Annotated in this window: 13 protein-coding genes; 9 read left to right on the plus strand and 4 right to left on the minus strand. The window is 72.7% G+C overall.

The genetic code is table 11. The features are described 5' to 3' along the window. The first annotated feature begins 37 nt into the window (after positions 1–37). From ACFWP3_RS13275 to ACFWP3_RS13305, 7 genes are all read left to right on the plus strand, one after another. Positions 38–1,399 (plus strand): hypothetical protein, encoded by a 1,362-nt coding sequence (locus tag ACFWP3_RS13275; RefSeq protein WP_384219746.1) that lies wholly within the window; start codon positions 38–40, stop codon positions 1,397–1,399. A gap of 21 nt (positions 1,400–1,420) precedes the next feature. After that, positions 1,421–2,674: a 1-deoxy-D-xylulose-5-phosphate reductoisomerase gene (dxr, locus tag ACFWP3_RS13280; RefSeq protein WP_384219749.1), complete on the plus strand. Its 1,254-nt coding sequence runs from the start codon at positions 1,421–1,423 to the stop codon at positions 2,672–2,674. After that, complete coding sequence (locus tag ACFWP3_RS13285; protein ID WP_384219752.1) at positions 2,671–3,972, plus strand: M50 family metallopeptidase; 1,302 nt, start codon at positions 2,671–2,673, stop codon at positions 3,970–3,972. Before dxr ends, ACFWP3_RS13285 begins: the two co-directional genes overlap by 4 nt. Before the next feature lie 174 nt (positions 3,973–4,146). Then, positions 4,147–5,304, plus strand: coding sequence for a flavodoxin-dependent (E)-4-hydroxy-3-methylbut-2-enyl-diphosphate synthase (ispG, locus tag ACFWP3_RS13290; RefSeq protein ID WP_384219755.1), 1,158 nt, complete (start codon positions 4,147–4,149; stop codon positions 5,302–5,304). Between the two features lie 139 nt (positions 5,305–5,443). Continuing rightward, a complete protein-coding gene (locus tag ACFWP3_RS13295; protein WP_384219757.1) occupies positions 5,444–6,289 on the plus strand; it encodes a GNAT family N-acetyltransferase in 846 nt (281 codons plus the stop codon). Positions 6,290–6,339: 50 nt separating this feature from the next. After that, positions 6,340–6,882 carry a GNAT family N-acetyltransferase gene (locus tag ACFWP3_RS13300; protein WP_384219759.1) on the plus strand — a complete coding sequence of 181 codons (543 nt, stop codon included), beginning with the start codon at positions 6,340–6,342 and terminating at the stop codon, positions 6,880–6,882. Positions 6,883–6,948: 66 nt separating this feature from the next. Next, the gene (locus ACFWP3_RS13305; RefSeq protein ID WP_384219761.1) at positions 6,949–8,649 is read left to right on the plus strand and encodes a proline--tRNA ligase; all 1,701 of its coding nucleotides are present in this window, start codon (positions 6,949–6,951) and stop codon (positions 8,647–8,649) included. A gap of 225 nt (positions 8,650–8,874) precedes the next feature. On the opposite strand, the gene ACFWP3_RS13310 is transcribed toward ACFWP3_RS13305, so the two are convergent. Genes ACFWP3_RS13310 through ACFWP3_RS13325 form a run of 4 tightly spaced genes read right to left on the minus strand, consistent with a single transcriptional unit; the run spans position 8,875 to position 11,825 of the window. Beyond that, entirely contained in the window at positions 8,875–9,828 is a 954-nt protein-coding gene (locus ACFWP3_RS13310) for a slipin family protein (RefSeq protein ID WP_384219829.1), read from the minus strand. 52 nt (positions 9,829–9,880) lie between these two features. Further along, the gene (locus ACFWP3_RS13315; protein WP_384219764.1) at positions 9,881–10,783 is read right to left on the minus strand and encodes an aminoglycoside phosphotransferase family protein; all 903 of its coding nucleotides are present in this window, start codon (positions 10,781–10,783) and stop codon (positions 9,881–9,883) included. Between the two features lie 44 nt (positions 10,784–10,827). Continuing rightward, positions 10,828–11,268 (minus strand): ferritin-like domain-containing protein, encoded by a 441-nt coding sequence (locus tag ACFWP3_RS13320; RefSeq protein WP_384219766.1) that lies wholly within the window; start codon positions 11,266–11,268, stop codon positions 10,828–10,830. Further along, positions 11,265–11,825: a hypothetical protein gene (locus ACFWP3_RS13325; protein WP_384219769.1), complete on the minus strand. Its 561-nt coding sequence runs from the start codon at positions 11,823–11,825 to the stop codon at positions 11,265–11,267. Before ACFWP3_RS13325 ends, ACFWP3_RS13320 begins: the two co-directional genes overlap by 4 nt. Before the next feature lie 157 nt (positions 11,826–11,982). Here ACFWP3_RS13325 and rimP point away from each other — a divergent pair, with 157 nt between their 5' ends. Both rimP and nusA read left to right on the plus strand, forming a co-directional pair. After that, positions 11,983–12,480 carry a ribosome maturation factor RimP gene (gene rimP, locus ACFWP3_RS13330; RefSeq protein WP_362302743.1) on the plus strand — a complete coding sequence of 166 codons (498 nt, stop codon included), beginning with the start codon at positions 11,983–11,985 and terminating at the stop codon, positions 12,478–12,480. Positions 12,481–12,482: 2 nt separating this feature from the next. Further along, positions 12,483–13,493 carry a transcription termination factor NusA gene (gene nusA, locus ACFWP3_RS13335; protein WP_384219772.1) on the plus strand — a complete coding sequence of 337 codons (1,011 nt, stop codon included), beginning with the start codon at positions 12,483–12,485 and terminating at the stop codon, positions 13,491–13,493. The last annotated feature ends 122 nt before the right edge of the window (positions 13,494–13,615 follow it).

Raw genomic sequence — 13,615 nt, forward strand, 5'->3', positions numbered from 1 at the left:
CTGCGATCATCGCCGGACGTCGGACAGGCGTACGAGGATGAGTGCGCGTACGGACAGCCGTACGCGCACCAGCACGGGCAAGGCGGAGAGAACGATGCCGACGGCCGAGGAAGACCGTGCCAGCCGGCGGCTGGCCAGGAGCGCGGCGCACCTGCTGCGCCACGCACCGGACCATGTCGTCGCCGACCTGATCGGCCGGCTCGACGCGCCGGCCCGCAAGTACCTGTGCCGCGACGAGTGGCTGTCGGCCTCGACCGTCAGCCTGCTGCTGCGCCACGGCACCGGGGAGGACCGGCAGTACGTCGCCCGAAACCCCCACGTCGTCGGACGCCCGCTGCCCGGGCTGCCCGGACCGGCCCGGTACGCGGCCCGCCCCGGCCCGTCGCCCGAACTGCTGCGGGAGCTCGGCCCCGGGCCGTTCACCACCGACGAGCTGATCGCGCTGCTGCGCCGGCACCGCCGCAGGCCCCGGATCCCGCTCACCCTGCTGCGGATGCCGCACGACCCCCTCGACCCCGGGACGCTGCTCGCCGAGCACGCCCGGGACCCCCTGCCGCCCGGCGCGGTCGAGGCCCTGCTGCTGGCCGGCGCACTGCCCCGGGAGACCTGCCGGGCGCTGCTCGACGCAGGCCCGCGGGACACGGCGGTGCCCGGGTGGCACCGGCCCGCCGTCCGTGCCGTCCGGATGGGGCTGCTCACCTGCGACGAACTCGTCGCCTGCGTCGCCCCCGCGCACCGCACGCTGCTGCTCACGGCCCTGCCCGCCACCAGGGGCCTGCGCTGGTCCCTGCCCGAACGGGCCGGGATGCGCACGGCCGTCGCCCGGGCCCTGCGCCCGCTGCGGGACGACCCCCGGCTCTGGTCGGAGCTGCTGCGCCGCGCCCCCGCCTTCCGCGGCACCCTGCCGGTCCTCGTGGCCCGGATCGTGCGCGGCACCCTGCCGGAAGCCGCCGCCGGACCGGACGTGCCCGGGCTCGCCGACGCGGTGCGCTCCCTGGCCCCGCAGGCCGTCCGGCCCGCCGGGGGCGTGGACCGCGAACTCGCCCTGGCCAGCCTCGCCGTGCCCATGCCGTCCGTCGAGGAGGACATCCGCTGGGTGCGCGACTGCCTGGCCCGCGGGCTGCTCACCGGCGAGGACGTGATCCGGCACAAGGCGCCCGCCTGCTGGGCCCTGGACGAGGGCCACTGGCTGGGCGAGGTGGACCACCCCGACCGCCACGACCGGGCCGAACCGGTGCTCGCCGCCCGGGCCGAGGCCGACCGGCTGTTCGCCCTGGCCCTGGGCGCCGATCCGGACGCCTGGTGGCGCGTCGCCGTCACGCTCCCCGACTTCGCCGGAACGCTGCCGCACCTCCTCCTGCGGGTCACCGAAGGGGGCTCCGTGTCGGGCCGCTCCTGACTTCCGGCAACAATGGGGGGCATGAGCGACCGCCCAGCCCCCCTCGCCGATCCGCACCTCCTCTTCGACCCCGCGGCCGGCCGCCGGGACATCGTCATCCTCGGGTCCACCGGTTCCATCGGCACCCAGGCCATCGACCTGGCCCTGCGCCACCCGGACCGGTTCCGGGTGACCGCGCTGTCCGCCGCCGGCGGCCGCGTCGAGCTGCTGGCCGAGCAGGCGTGGCAGCTCGGGGTCAACGCGGTGGCCGTCGCCCGCGAGGACGTCGTACCGGCCCTGAAAGAGGCGCTGAGCGCCCGCTACGGCGCGTCCGAGCCGCTGCCCGAGATCCTGGCCGGGCCGGACGCGGCGGCCGAGCTCGCGGCCTCCGAGTGCCACACCGTCCTCAACGGCATCACCGGCTCCATCGGCCTCGCGCCCACCCTCGCCGCGCTCCGGGCGGGCCGGACGCTGGCACTGGCCAACAAGGAGTCGCTGATCGTCGGCGGCCCCCTGGTCAAGGCCCTGGCGAAGCCCGGCCAGATCATCCCGGTGGACTCCGAGCACGCCGCGCTCTTCCAGGCGCTCGCCGCCGGGACCCGGGCCGATGTCCGCAAGCTCGTCGTCACCGCCTCCGGCGGGCCCTTCCGCGGCCGCACCCGCGCCCAGCTGGCCGGCGTCACCGTCCAGGACGCCCTCGCGCACCCCACCTGGGCCATGGGACCGGTCATCACGGTCAACAGCGCCACACTGGTCAACAAGGGCCTCGAGGTCATCGAGGCGCACCTGCTCTACGACATCCCCTTCGACCGCATCGAGGTCGTGGTCCACCCCCAGTCCTACGTGCACTCGATGGTCGAATTCACCGACGGCTCCACGCTCGCCCAGGCCACCCCGCCGGACATGCGCGGCCCCATCGCGATCGGCCTCGGCTGGCCCCAGCGGATCCCGGACGCGGCCCCCGCCTTCGACTGGACCAAGGCGTCCACGTGGGAGTTCTTCCCGCTGGACACCGAGGCCTTCCCGGCGGTCGGCCTGGCCCGGCACGTGGGCACCCTCGGCGGCACCGCACCGGCCGTGTTCAACGCGGCCAACGAGGAGTGCGTCGAGGCGTTCCTGGCAGGTCGGCTGCCGTTCACAGCAATCATGGATACCGTCTCTGCCGTGGTCGACGAGCACGGGACACCGGAGTCGGGAACCTCCCTGACCGTCCGGGACGTCCTTGAAGCAGAGGCCTGGGCCAGGGCCCGGGCGCGGGAGATGGCGGCGCGGGCCGCCGTGGAGGCGAGCGCATGACACTGCTGATGACGGTGCTCGGGATCGTGATCTTCGCGGTCGGCCTGCTGGTCTCCATCGCGTGGCACGAGCTCGGACACCTCTCCACGGCCAAGCTCTTCGGCATCCGGGTGCCGCAGTACATGGTGGGCTTCGGCCCGACCATCTGGTCGCGGAGGAAGGGCGAGACCGAGTACGGGATCAAGGCCATCCCGATGGGCGGCTACATCCGCATGATCGGGATGTTCCCGCCCGGCGAGGACGGCAAGGTCACCGCCCGATCCACCTCGCCGTTCCGGTCGATGATCGAGGACGCGCGCTCGGCCGCGTACGAGGAGCTCCAGCCCGGGGACGAGAGCCGGCTCTTCTACACGCGCAAGCCGTGGAAGCGCGTGATCGTGATGTTCGCCGGGCCGTTCATGAACCTGGTCCTGGCCGTGGCGATCTTCCTCACCACGCTGATGACCTTCGGGCTGAACACCCAGACCACCACGGTCGCCACCGTCTCGGACTGCGTCATCCAGCAGAGCGAGAAGCGCGACAAGTGCGTCCCCGGCGACCCGGCCGCCCCCGCCAAGGCGGCGGGCCTCAAGGCCGGCGACAAGATCGTCGCCTTCAACGGCCGCCCGGTCGAGGACTGGTCCGCCCTGCAGAAGGACATCCGCGCCACCGTCGGCCCCGCCACGATCACCGTGGAGCGGGCGGGCGAGAAGGTCGCCCTCACGGCGAACCTGATCGAGAACAAGGTCGCCAAGACCGACGGCGACGGCGCGTACGTCAAGGACCAGTACGTCACGGCCGGCTTCCTCGGCTTCGCCCCCGCCTCCGGCTACGTCCCGCAGTCCTTCGGCCAGTCCGTGGACCGCATGGGCGAGATGATGGCGGCCGGCGTGCAGTCCCTGATCGACCTGCCGTCCAAGGTCCCCGACCTGTGGAACGCGGCCTTCAACGGCGCCGAGCGCGCCCAGGACAGCCCCATGGGCGTGGTCGGCGCGGCGCGGGTCAGCGGTGAGATCTTCACCCTCGACATCCCCGCCCAGCACCAGCTGGTGTTCTTCCTCAACCTGCTGGCCGGCTTCAACCTCTCGCTGTTCCTGTTCAACATGCTGCCGCTGCTCCCGCTCGACGGCGGGCACATCGCGGGCGCCCTGTGGGAGTCGGTCCGGCGCAACGTGGCCCGGGTCTTCCGGCGCCCCGACCCCGGCCCGTTCGACGTGGCCAAGCTGATGCCGGTGGCCTACGTGGTGGCCGGGCTCTTCATCTGCTTCACGCTGCTGGTGATGGTGGCGGACGTGGTCAACCCCATCAAGATCACCTGAGCCGGCGGGGCCTACACGACACACCGGGGAGCCGGGCACCCATCGTGCCCGGCTCCCTACGTTCGGGTGGCACCACCCCTCGGATGCGAGGGCCGCACCGTGATTGGCGTAATCTCGAAGCCTGGAGCCCGCCGATCTCGGGACCTTGATCCACACCTTGGGGTTGCACAGCAGATGACTGCCATCTCTCTCGGAATGCCGGCCGTGCCGACGAAGCTTGCCGACCGCAGGGTCAGCCGCAAGATCCAGGTCGGATCGGTGGCCGTCGGCGGCGACGCGCCCATCTCGGTGCAGTCGATGACCACCACCCGCACCTCCGACATCGGCGCCACGCTCCAGCAGATCGCCGAGCTGACCGCCTCCGGCTGCAACATCGTCCGGGTGGCCTGCCCCACCCAGGACGACGCGGACGCCCTCGCCGTCATCGCGAAGAAGTCGCAGATCCCGGTCATCGCCGACATCCACTTCCAGCCCAAGTACGTGTTCGCCGCGATCGACGCCGGCTGCGCCGCCGTCCGCGTGAACCCGGGCAACATCAAGCAGTTCGACGACAAGGTCAAGGAGATCGCGAAGGCCGCGAACGAGACGCGCACGCCGATCCGCATCGGTGTGAACGCCGGCTCCCTCGACGCCCGGCTGCTGAAGAAGTACGGCAAGGCCACCCCCGAGGCGCTGGTCGAGTCCGCGCTGTGGGAGGCCTCCCTCTTCGAGGAGCACGGCTTCGGCGACATCAAGATCTCGGTCAAGCACAACGACCCGGTCGTCATGGTCAACGCCTACCGCCAGCTCGCCGCCGCCTGCGACTACCCGCTGCACCTCGGCGTCACCGAGGCCGGCCCCGCCTTCCAGGGCACCATCAAGTCCGCCGTCGCCTTCGGCGCCCTGCTCTCCGAGGGCATCGGCGACACCATCCGCGTCTCCCTCTCCGCGCCGCCGGTCGAGGAGGTCAAGGTCGGCAACCAGATCCTGGAGTCGCTGAACCTCAAGCCGCGCCGCCTGGAGATCGTCTCCTGCCCGTCCTGCGGACGCGCCCAGGTCGACGTCTACAAGCTGGCCGAAGAGGTCACGGCCGGCCTGGAGGGCATGGAGGTCCCGCTGCGCGTCGCGGTCATGGGCTGCGTCGTCAACGGCCCCGGCGAGGCCCGCGAGGCCGACCTGGGCGTGGCCTCCGGCAACGGCAAGGGCCAGATCTTCGTGAAGGGCGAGGTCATCAAGACCGTCCCCGAGTCGAAGATCGTCGAGACCCTCATCGAAGAGGCGATGAAGATCGCAGAGCAGATGGAGAAGGACGGCGTGGCATCGGGCGAGCCGACGGTCGCCATCGGCGTCTGATCCGCACGAGCAGTGCCCCGGCCCCGTTCCCGCAGCTCGCGGGCGGGGCCGGGGCTTTTTCGTGACCTGGGAGACCGGGCATCCGTCCGCCCCGGCGGGTACAGTGCGGAGATCAGCAGACTTGTACGGTGAGGCCCCAGTGTTGACGCAGACCACCACCCGGGTCCTTGAGCCCGGTGATCTCGACGCCGCGCTCGACGTCCTCGGACGCGAGCCGGTCGAGAACGCGTTCGTCACCTCCCGGGTCCAGGTCGCCGGGCTCGACCCGTGGCGCCTGGGCGGCGAGATGTGGGGGTGGTACGCCGACGGCGAGCTCCGGTCCCTCTGCTACGCGGGCGCCAACCTGGTCCCCGTGTGCGCGGAACCCGACGCCGTCCGCGCCTTCGCCGACCGCGCCCGCCGCACCGGCCGCCGCTGCTCCTCCATCGTGGGCCCCTCCGAGCCCACCCGGCTGCTGTGGCAGCTCCTGGAGCCCAGCTGGGGACCCGCCCGCGACGTGCGCTCCCACCAGCCGCTCATGATCATCGAGAGCCCGTCCGCCACGGTCGCGGCCGACCCGCTGGTCCGCCGCGTCCGCAAGGACGAGATGGACCTGATCATGCCCGCCTGCGTGGCCATGTTCACCGAGGAGGTCGGCATCTCGCCGATGGCCGGTGACGGCGGACTGCTCTACCAGGCCAGGGTCGCCGAACTCGTCGGCAGCGGCCGCTCCTTCGCCCGCATCGAGAACGGGAAGATCGTCTTCAAGGCCGAGATCGGCGCCGCCACCGCCGGCGCCTGCCAGATCCAGGGCGTGTGGGTGGCCCCCGAGTTCCGCGGCCGCGGCTACTCGGAGACCGGGATGGCCGCCGTCGTCGCCTACGCGCTGCGCGACGTGGCACCCGTGGTCAGCCTCTACGTGAACGACTTCAACACCGCCGCCCGGGCCTCGTACCGGCGGGTGGGCTTCCGCGAGGTCGGCGCCTTCATGAGCGTCCTGTTCTGAACCCGCCCAACCCGTTCCGGCCCCTCCCTACCGCGAAGTAAGGTCGCCGCATGCTGCCTTCCGGAGTCCGCATCGGCCCCCTCGACCTCGCCGCCCGGGTGGACGAGGCCCTGCGCGTGCAGGCCGTCGCCTTCGGCCTCAGCGAGGAGGAGGTGGGCATCCGGCGCTACATCGTGCAGCGCCACATGACCTGCCGCGGCGCCCGCGCGCTGGGAGCCTTCGCCGAGGACGGCGCCCTCACCGGATTCGTCTACGGGATGCCCAACGACCGCACCCACTGGTGGTCCACCATCGTCGAGCCCTACCTGCGGGCGGGCGGCCACGAGGACTGGCTCGACGGCTCCTTCGTGATCACCGAACTGCACGTCCACCCCGGGTTCCAGGGCCACGGCGTCGGCCGCGCGCTGATCACCGAGATCACCGACAGCGCCGCCGAACCCCGCTCGATCCTCTCCGCCATCGACACCGACAGCCCCGCCCGCGGCCTCTACCGGGCCCTCGGCTACGCGGACCTCGCCCGCCAGGTCCACTTCCCGAGCGCGAGCCTCCCGTACGCCGTCATGGGCGCCCCGCTGCCCCTGCCCAGGCCCTGAGCCGCGGCCCGCGCCTCCGGAGAAACGCGGTACCCAGGCCCGTGCGGCCGCCGGTAATCTCCCGGCATGTCCACTCACCACGTGCAGCGCATGTCCCGTCTCATGGCCAAGACCCTCCGCGAGGACCCGGCCGACGCCGAAACCCTCAGCCACCGGCTGCTGGTCCGCGCCGGCTACGTCCGGCGCACCTCGGCGGGCGTGTGGACGTGGCTGCCGCTCGGCAAGCGGGTCCTGGACAACGTCTCGCGCATCGTCCGCGAGGAGATGGACGCGATCGGGGCCCAGGAGGTGCTGCTCCCCGCGCTGCTGCCGAAGGAGCCGTACGAGGTCAGCGGGCGCTGGTCGGAGTACGGGGACCTGCTGTTCCGGCTCAGGGACCGCAAGGGCGCGGACTACCTGCTCGGCCCCACCCACGAGGAGATCTTCACCCTGGTGGTGAAGGACCAGTGCACCTCGTACAAGGACCTGCCGGTCATGCTCTACCAGATCCAGACGAAGTACCGGGACGAGGCGCGGCCCCGGTCCGGCGTGCTGCGGGGCCGCGAGTTCCAGATGAAGGACTCCTACTCCTTCGACGTGTCCGACGAGGGCCTCGCGGAGTCGTACGCGCTGCACCGCGCCGCGTACCAGCGCATCTTCACCCGGCTCGGCCTGGACCACCGGATCGTCTCGGCCGTGTCGGGGGCGATGGGCGGCTCGGCATCCGAGGAGTTCCTGGCGCCCGCGGAGGCCGGCGAGGACACCTTCGCGGACTGCCCCTCCTGCGACTACGCGGCGAACACCGAGGCGGTGACCTTCGCGCTGGTCCCGGCCGCCGCAGACCACGGCCCGGTCGAGGAGCTGGACACCCCCGACACCCCGACGATCGAGTCCCTGGCGGCGCATCTCGGCGTCCCGGCCTCGGCGACGCTGAAGAACCTCCTGGTCAAGGTGGACGGCGAGATCGTGGCCGTGGGCGTGCCGGGCGACCGCGAGGTGGACCTCGGCAAGCTGGGCGAACACCTGGCCCCCGCTGCCGTCGAGCTCGTCACCGCCGAGGACTTCGAGGACCGGCCCGATCTGGTACGCGGCTACGTGGGCCCGCAGGGCCTGGACAAGGTCCGCTACCTGGCCGATCCCCGGGTGGCGCCCGGCACGGCCTGGGTGACGGGGGCCAACAAGGCCGACACGCACGCGCGCAACGTGGTCTGCGGCCGGGACTTCGAGGTGGACCGGTACCTGGACGTGGTCGTCGTGGAGCCCGGCGACCCCTGCCCGTCCTGCGGCGCGGGGCTCCGGCTGGACCGCGCGATCGAGATCGGCCACATCTTCCAGCTGGGCCGCAAGTACGCCGACGCCTTCGGCCTGGACGTGCTCGGCAAGGAGGGCAAGCCGGTCCGGGTCACGATGGGCTCGTACGGCATCGGCGTCTCCCGGGCGGTGGCGGCGCTGGCCGAGCAGACGGCGGACGAGCGGGGCCTGTCCTGGCCGGCGGCCGTGGCTCCGGCCGACGTGCACGTGGTGGCGGCGGGCAAGGCCGTGCCGCTGGCGCTGGCGCTGGCCGAGCAGGCGGCGCAGGCCCTCGCGGAGGCGGGGCGGCGGGTCCTGCTGGACGACCGGGCCGGGCTGTCGCCCGGCGTGAAGCTCACCGACGCGGAGCTGATCGGCGTGCCGTGGATCCTGGTCGCGGGCCGGCGCTCGGCCGAGGGCATCGTCGAACTCCAACACCGCGCGACGGGCCACCGCGAGGAACTCCCCCTCCCCGAAGCCCTCACCCACCTGACCTGACCCAGGCCCCCGGGTGCGGCTTACGAATCGGGGCTCCGCCCCGGACCCTCCCCCAGACTCCGTCCGGGGGGACCCCCACGCCTCAAACGCCGGCGGGGCTGGATTTGGCTGATGTGCGCTCACGGGTGCCGCCTGGCGAGCTGGATTGCGCGGAGCGCAATTTCAGCCTCGCCGGCGTTTGAGGCGCGGGGTCTGGGGCGGAGCCCCAGGTCTTTGCCCCCACGCCTAGGCGCGGAGGTTGTCCGGGTCCTCCGGGGGCGGGGGCGGGCCGTCCAGGGCGAAGTCGGCCGGCGGGGGTGGGGGATCGGCGTCGGCCGGGGCCGGGGCCGGGGCTTCGGTCAGGGCCGGGGGTCGGGAGGGCGGAGCCGACGGGCCCGGGCCGGTCGGGGAGGCGGGAGGGGCTTGGCTCCCCGCAGGGGTCGGCGCGGCGCGTTCCAGGAAGCGCAGGAGCTCCACCGGAAACGGCAGTACCAGCGTCGAGTTCTTCTCCGCGGCCACCGCGACCACGGTCTGCAGCAACCGCAACTGCAGAGCCGCCGGCTGCTCCGCCATCACCCCGGCCGCCTCGGCCAGCTTGTGCGAGGCCTGGAGCTCGGCATCCGCGTTGATGACCCGCGCCCGCCGCTCCCGGTCCGCCTCCGCCTGCCGTGCCATCGACCGCTTCATCGTCTCCGGCAGGGACACGTCCTTGATCTCGACCCGGTCGATCTGCACGCCCCACCCCACCGCCGGGCTGTCGATCATCAGCTCCAGCCCCTGGTTGAGCATCTCCCGGTTGGACAGCAGGTCGTCCAGGTCCGACTTGCCGATGATCGACCGCAGCGAGGTCTGCGCCATCTGCGAGACGGCGAACCGGTAGTCCTCCACCGCCACGATCGCGTTCGCCGGGTCGACGACCTTGAAGTACACGACGGCGTCCACCCGGACCGTGACGTTGTCTCGGGTGATGCCCTCCTGGGCCGGCACCGGCAGCGTCACGATCTGCATGTTGACCTTCCGCAGCCGGTCGACCACGGGCACGATCACGGTGAAACCGGGCCCCCGGATGTCGTTGCGCAGCCGGCCCAGGCGGAAGACCAGCCCCCGCTCGTACTGTTTCACCACGCGCGCGGCGGCGCCCAGGTACACCGCGACACCGGTCGCGGCCGCGATTCCCGCTGTCAACAGTTCTTCGACCATGAGGGCCCCCTGCCGGACATAGCCGGACATACCTTCTTACCTACGGTATGCCCTACAACCAGGCGGCGAACTCCAGCAACAGCTCCGCTTCCCGGCGCCGCCCCGCGGCCAGCGCCCGGTTCCCCGACTCCACCGCCCTGAACACCGTCCAGCCCCGCAGCCGGTCCCGGTCCACCTCCAGGGCGTCGGCCAGCCGGTTCACCCGCCGCCTGGCGCCCGCGGCCCCCGCCGAGGTGGCCACCTGGTCCTCCAGCCGGTCCCGGGCCAGCCGCGCCAGGTCGTACGCCCGCTCGCCGACGACCGGCTCGGGCCCCACCGTCAGCCACGGCGCGCGCTCGCCGGCGAGGACCTTGCCCTGCCGGAAGTTCCCGTGCAGCAGCAGTTCCTCCGGCTCGGCCGCGACCAGCTCGTCGCGCATCGCCAGGGCCGTGTCGGCCACCGCCCGGACCTCCGCCGGAGCCGCCCGCAGCGCCGCCGACTGCCGCTCCGTCCGCTGCGCCACCGTCTCCCAGACGTGCCCGGCGGGCGGCGCCACCCACAGCCTGCGCAGCGTGCCGCCGGCCTCCAGCAGCGCCTTGGCGTCGGGCAGCGACCGCAGCGAGACCTCCGGGTGCAGCCGCTCCAGCAGCAGCGCCCCGTCCTCCTCGTGGTACCGCGAGTCCAGGACCCGTACGGCGCCGAAGCCGCCCCAGTGCGCCAGGGCGGCCAGTTCCCGGTCGGGCCGGGCGTGCGGGGCAGCCAGTTTCAGCGCGGCCGGGGTCCCGTCGGGGTACTGGACGAGGACGACCAGACTGCTGCGGCCGCCCGGGGCCTGCACCCGCTGGGCTTGCACCCCGCGCCGGGACAGCGCGGCCTCGGTGAGCTTGGGCAGCTGCTCCAGCCACTCCGCGTCCTGCGCCGATTCCGGCATCTCGCCGAGCGCCCGTACAAGCCGCTGCGGCGGTTCGAAAGCCATGCGTGCGTGGTCCCTTTCAGCTGTGCCGGGCCCGTTTCGCCACTTCAGCGCTTTTCGGTGAGCCCAGGGAAGGCTACGCCGACACCGCGCCAGCGTGCCGCGCGCACGGCCGCGGCGCTCAGCGCGTCGGCCGCCTCACGGCGCAGCGGACCCTCCGCCGCCCGCACCAGATCGGAGTACGCGCCCGCCACCCGGTCCTCGATCTCGGCCGCCAGCCGCTCCGCGTCGGCGGAGCCGCGCACCTCGAACGGCAGGGCGTACGCCGCCTCCGCGGGCCGCGGCGCGCCGCCCAGCTCCCGCACGGTACGGGCCAGCGAGTCACGCCGCGCGAGGTGGCCGCCGTAGGCCTCCCGGGCTTCGGTGGCGCGGGGCCCGGCGGTCCGCGCGCCGATCACCCCGTACCCGTACGCGGCCGCGTGCTCGGCGGCGAGTGCGGCCTGAGTGGCCTCCAGGGCCCGGCCGGCGGGGGAGGGTTCGGGCTTCACAGCGCGGCTCCGGGGGTCGGTGTCGGGGGCGAGGTCAGCAGGTACGCGTGGACGGCTCCGCAGGCGGCCACCGAGGCCAGCATCCGGGCCAGCTCTCCCGGCGCCCCGGCCAGGTCGATGGTCCGGGCCTCCGACAGGCTCCGCTCGGTGTCGGCGAGCGCGGTCAGGGCGTCGGCGGGCTTCGGCGGCACCGGCTCCGCGCTCGGCGCGGGAGCGGCCGCCCCCGTACCGCCGGACGGGGAGGCCGAAGCGGACGGGGACGGAGCGTCCGAAGGGGTGAGGGAGAAGGCCGCCGTGTGCGCGGCGACCGCGGCGCGCAGCGGCGCCAGCCGGGCCGCCAGGGCCGGATGGGCGGCGGCCGTCGCGTCGTAACGTTCCAGCAGCCGCGCACTGTCACGAACGGCCGCTTCGCGCATCCGCCGTTCGAGTGGAATCCCGGTGTCCGTGCCGGGCGAACCGGCGTCGGAGCACCCCGTGAGCAGCGCGGCGCCGGCCGCTCCGGCGGCACCGGCGAGCAGGCTCCTGCGCGAGGGCCTCGATGGCAGAGTCCAGGGCACGGGCGACGTCCTCGGGGGGTGATGGCGGGGCAGGTGTGATCACGGTACCCGGGGGCCTGTCCACAGGGAGGACGGCAACACCCTCTGCGACCGGATACCCTTTGACCTGACGCACGACGGAAACCACAACAGCACACGCGGCCGAGGAGTCACCCGGATGAGCACCACCCAGAGCGACAGGCTGCGCGGACTGCTGGAGCCGCTCGTCGCCGCCAAGGGCCTGGACCTCGAGGAGATCGAGCTGTCCAAGGCGGGCAAGCGCCGGATGCTGCGGATCATCGTGGACTCCGACGAGGGCGTGGAGCTGGACGCGTGTGCCGAGCTGAGCCGTGAGGTCTCCGACCAGCTCGACGAATCCGACGTGATGGGCGAGGACGAGTACGTCCTCGAAGTCAGCTCCCCGGGCGCGGACCGCCCCCTCAGCGAACACCGTCACTACGTACGGGCGACGGGCCGCCTCGTGAAGTTCCAGTTGGCGGAGGGCGGGGAACTCATCGCCCGCATCCTCGACGTCGACGACGAGGGAATGGACCTCGAGGTCCCGGGCGTGAAGGGCCGCAAGGCGACCGCCCGCCGCATTGCTTTCACCGACATCGCCAAGGCGCGTGTCGAGATCGAGTTCAGCCGCAAGGACAAGAAGGAAGAGGAGGCGTAGCCGTGGACATCGACATGAGTGCCCTGCGGGGTCTGGTCCGGGAGAAGGAGATCTCCTTCGACCTGCTCGTCGAGGCGATCGAGTCGGCCCTCCTCATCGCGTACCACCGGACCGAGGGGAGCTTCCGCCGCGCCCGCGTCGTGCTGGACCGCACCAACGGTCACGTGGTCGTGTGGGCGACGGAGGACCCGAGGGACCTCGAAGAGGGCCAGGAGCCCAAGGAGTTCGACGACACCCCGTCGGACTTCGGGCGCATCGCCGCGACGACCGCCAAGCAGGTGATCCTCCAGCGTCTGCGCGACGCCGAGGACGACCTGACCTTCGGCGAGTTCGCCGGCCGGGAGGGCGACGTCATCACCGGCGTCGTCCAGCAGGGCAAGGACCCCAAGAACGTCCTCGTCGACATCGGCAAGCTCGAGGCCATCCTGCCGGTGCAGGAGCAGGTCCCCGGCGAGGAGTACACGCACGGACTGCGCCTGAAGGCGTACGTCGTGCGGGTGGCGAAGGGCGTCCGCGGTCCGTCCGTGACGCTGTCGCGCACCCACCCCAACCTGGTGAAGAAGCTCTTCGCGCTGGAGGTCCCGGAGATCGCGGACGGCAGCGTCGAGATCTCGGCGATCGCCCGTGAGGCCGGTCACCGCACCAAGATCGCCGTCCGGTCCACCCGCTCGGGCCTCAACCCGAAGGGCGCCTGCATCGGCCCGATGGGCAGCCGTGTGCGCAACGTCATGGCCGAGCTGCACGGCGAGAAGATCGACATCGTCGACTGGTCGGACGACCCGGCGGAGATGGTCGCGAACGCGCTGTCACCCGCCCGGGTGAGCAAGGTCGAGGTCGTGGACTGGGACACCCGCTCCGCGCGGGTGACCGTGCCCGACTACCAGCTGTCGCTGGCCATCGGCAAGGAGGGCCAGAACGCCCGCCTCGCCGCGCGGCTCACCGGCTGGCGCATCGACATCCGTCCCGACACGGAGGTGTCCCCGGGCGCCGACGCGGACGGCGACGGGGAATAAACCGGTACCGCCCGGGGTTCCCCGGGCGGTAGACAGGGACCACCGAGAGGGCCGTACACCGGCCGGTGGATCACCACAACACAACAGCCGTTCGATTTTCGCCCGGAACTTGTCGGGGGAGG

The sequence above is a fragment of the Streptomyces sp. NPDC058525 genome, assembly GCF_042719495.1.
Lineage (GTDB): Bacteria > Actinomycetota > Actinomycetes > Streptomycetales > Streptomycetaceae > Streptomyces.

Coding starts and splice junctions, on each gene's coding strand:
- ACFWP3_RS13275 (WP_384219746.1), top strand. CDS start 38: ATGAGTGCGCGTACGGACAGCCGTACGCGCACCAGCACGGGCAAGGCG.
- dxr (WP_384219749.1), top strand. CDS start 1,421: ATGAGCGACCGCCCAGCCCCCCTCGCCGATCCGCACCTCCTCTTCGAC.
- ACFWP3_RS13285 (WP_384219752.1), top strand. CDS start 2,671: ATGACACTGCTGATGACGGTGCTCGGGATCGTGATCTTCGCGGTCGGC.
- ispG (WP_384219755.1), top strand. CDS start 4,147: ATGACTGCCATCTCTCTCGGAATGCCGGCCGTGCCGACGAAGCTTGCC.
- ACFWP3_RS13300 (WP_384219759.1), top strand. CDS start 6,340: ATGCTGCCTTCCGGAGTCCGCATCGGCCCCCTCGACCTCGCCGCCCGG.
- ACFWP3_RS13305 (WP_384219761.1), top strand. CDS start 6,949: ATGTCCACTCACCACGTGCAGCGCATGTCCCGTCTCATGGCCAAGACC.
- ACFWP3_RS13310 (WP_384219829.1), bottom strand. CDS start 9,828: ATGGTCGAAGAACTGTTGACAGCGGGAATCGCGGCCGCGACCGGTGTC.
- ACFWP3_RS13315 (WP_384219764.1), bottom strand. CDS start 10,783: ATGGCTTTCGAACCGCCGCAGCGGCTTGTACGGGCGCTCGGCGAGATG.
- rimP (WP_362302743.1), top strand. CDS start 11,983: ATGAGCACCACCCAGAGCGACAGGCTGCGCGGACTGCTGGAGCCGCTC.